The sequence below is a fragment of the Cupriavidus sp. SIMBA_020 genome, from assembly GCF_046535395.1.
Classification (GTDB): domain Bacteria; phylum Pseudomonadota; class Gammaproteobacteria; order Burkholderiales; family Burkholderiaceae; genus Cupriavidus; species Cupriavidus campinensis.
Genome location: NZ_JAWRWU010001141.1, coordinates 1 through 254 on the forward strand (window position 1 = coordinate 1; position 254 = coordinate 254).

The following is a 254-nucleotide window of genomic DNA, read 5'->3' on the forward strand; positions in this document are numbered from 1 at the left end:
CGCTGGTTTGAGCCTTGCCGTTCTGCGCGGCGACCCGCGCTTCGGCTGCCTGAATGTTCGCCGGATAGTCGTCGTCGTTCGCAATCGCGGGGTTGTAACCGGCCTTTTCCAGTTGGACCAGTTCGGCGCGGACCTGAGCGCGCGTGACCGGCTGGTCGGATTGAGCAAAAGCGGCGAGCGGCGCGGTAATGAGAGCAGCGATAGCAACAGCTTCGATCAGGGACTTCATGATTCCTACCTCCAGAGATTGTCTT

At 60.6% G+C, this 254-nt stretch carries 1 protein-coding gene; it reads right to left on the reverse strand.

All coding sequences use genetic code 11. The annotated features are described in order from the left end of the window. Positions 1 to 229: DUF4148 domain-containing protein (locus tag SB751_RS33100; RefSeq protein ID WP_410749384.1), on the reverse strand; the 229-nt coding region annotated here is incomplete at its 3' end. Positions 230 to 254 lie beyond the last annotated feature (25 nt).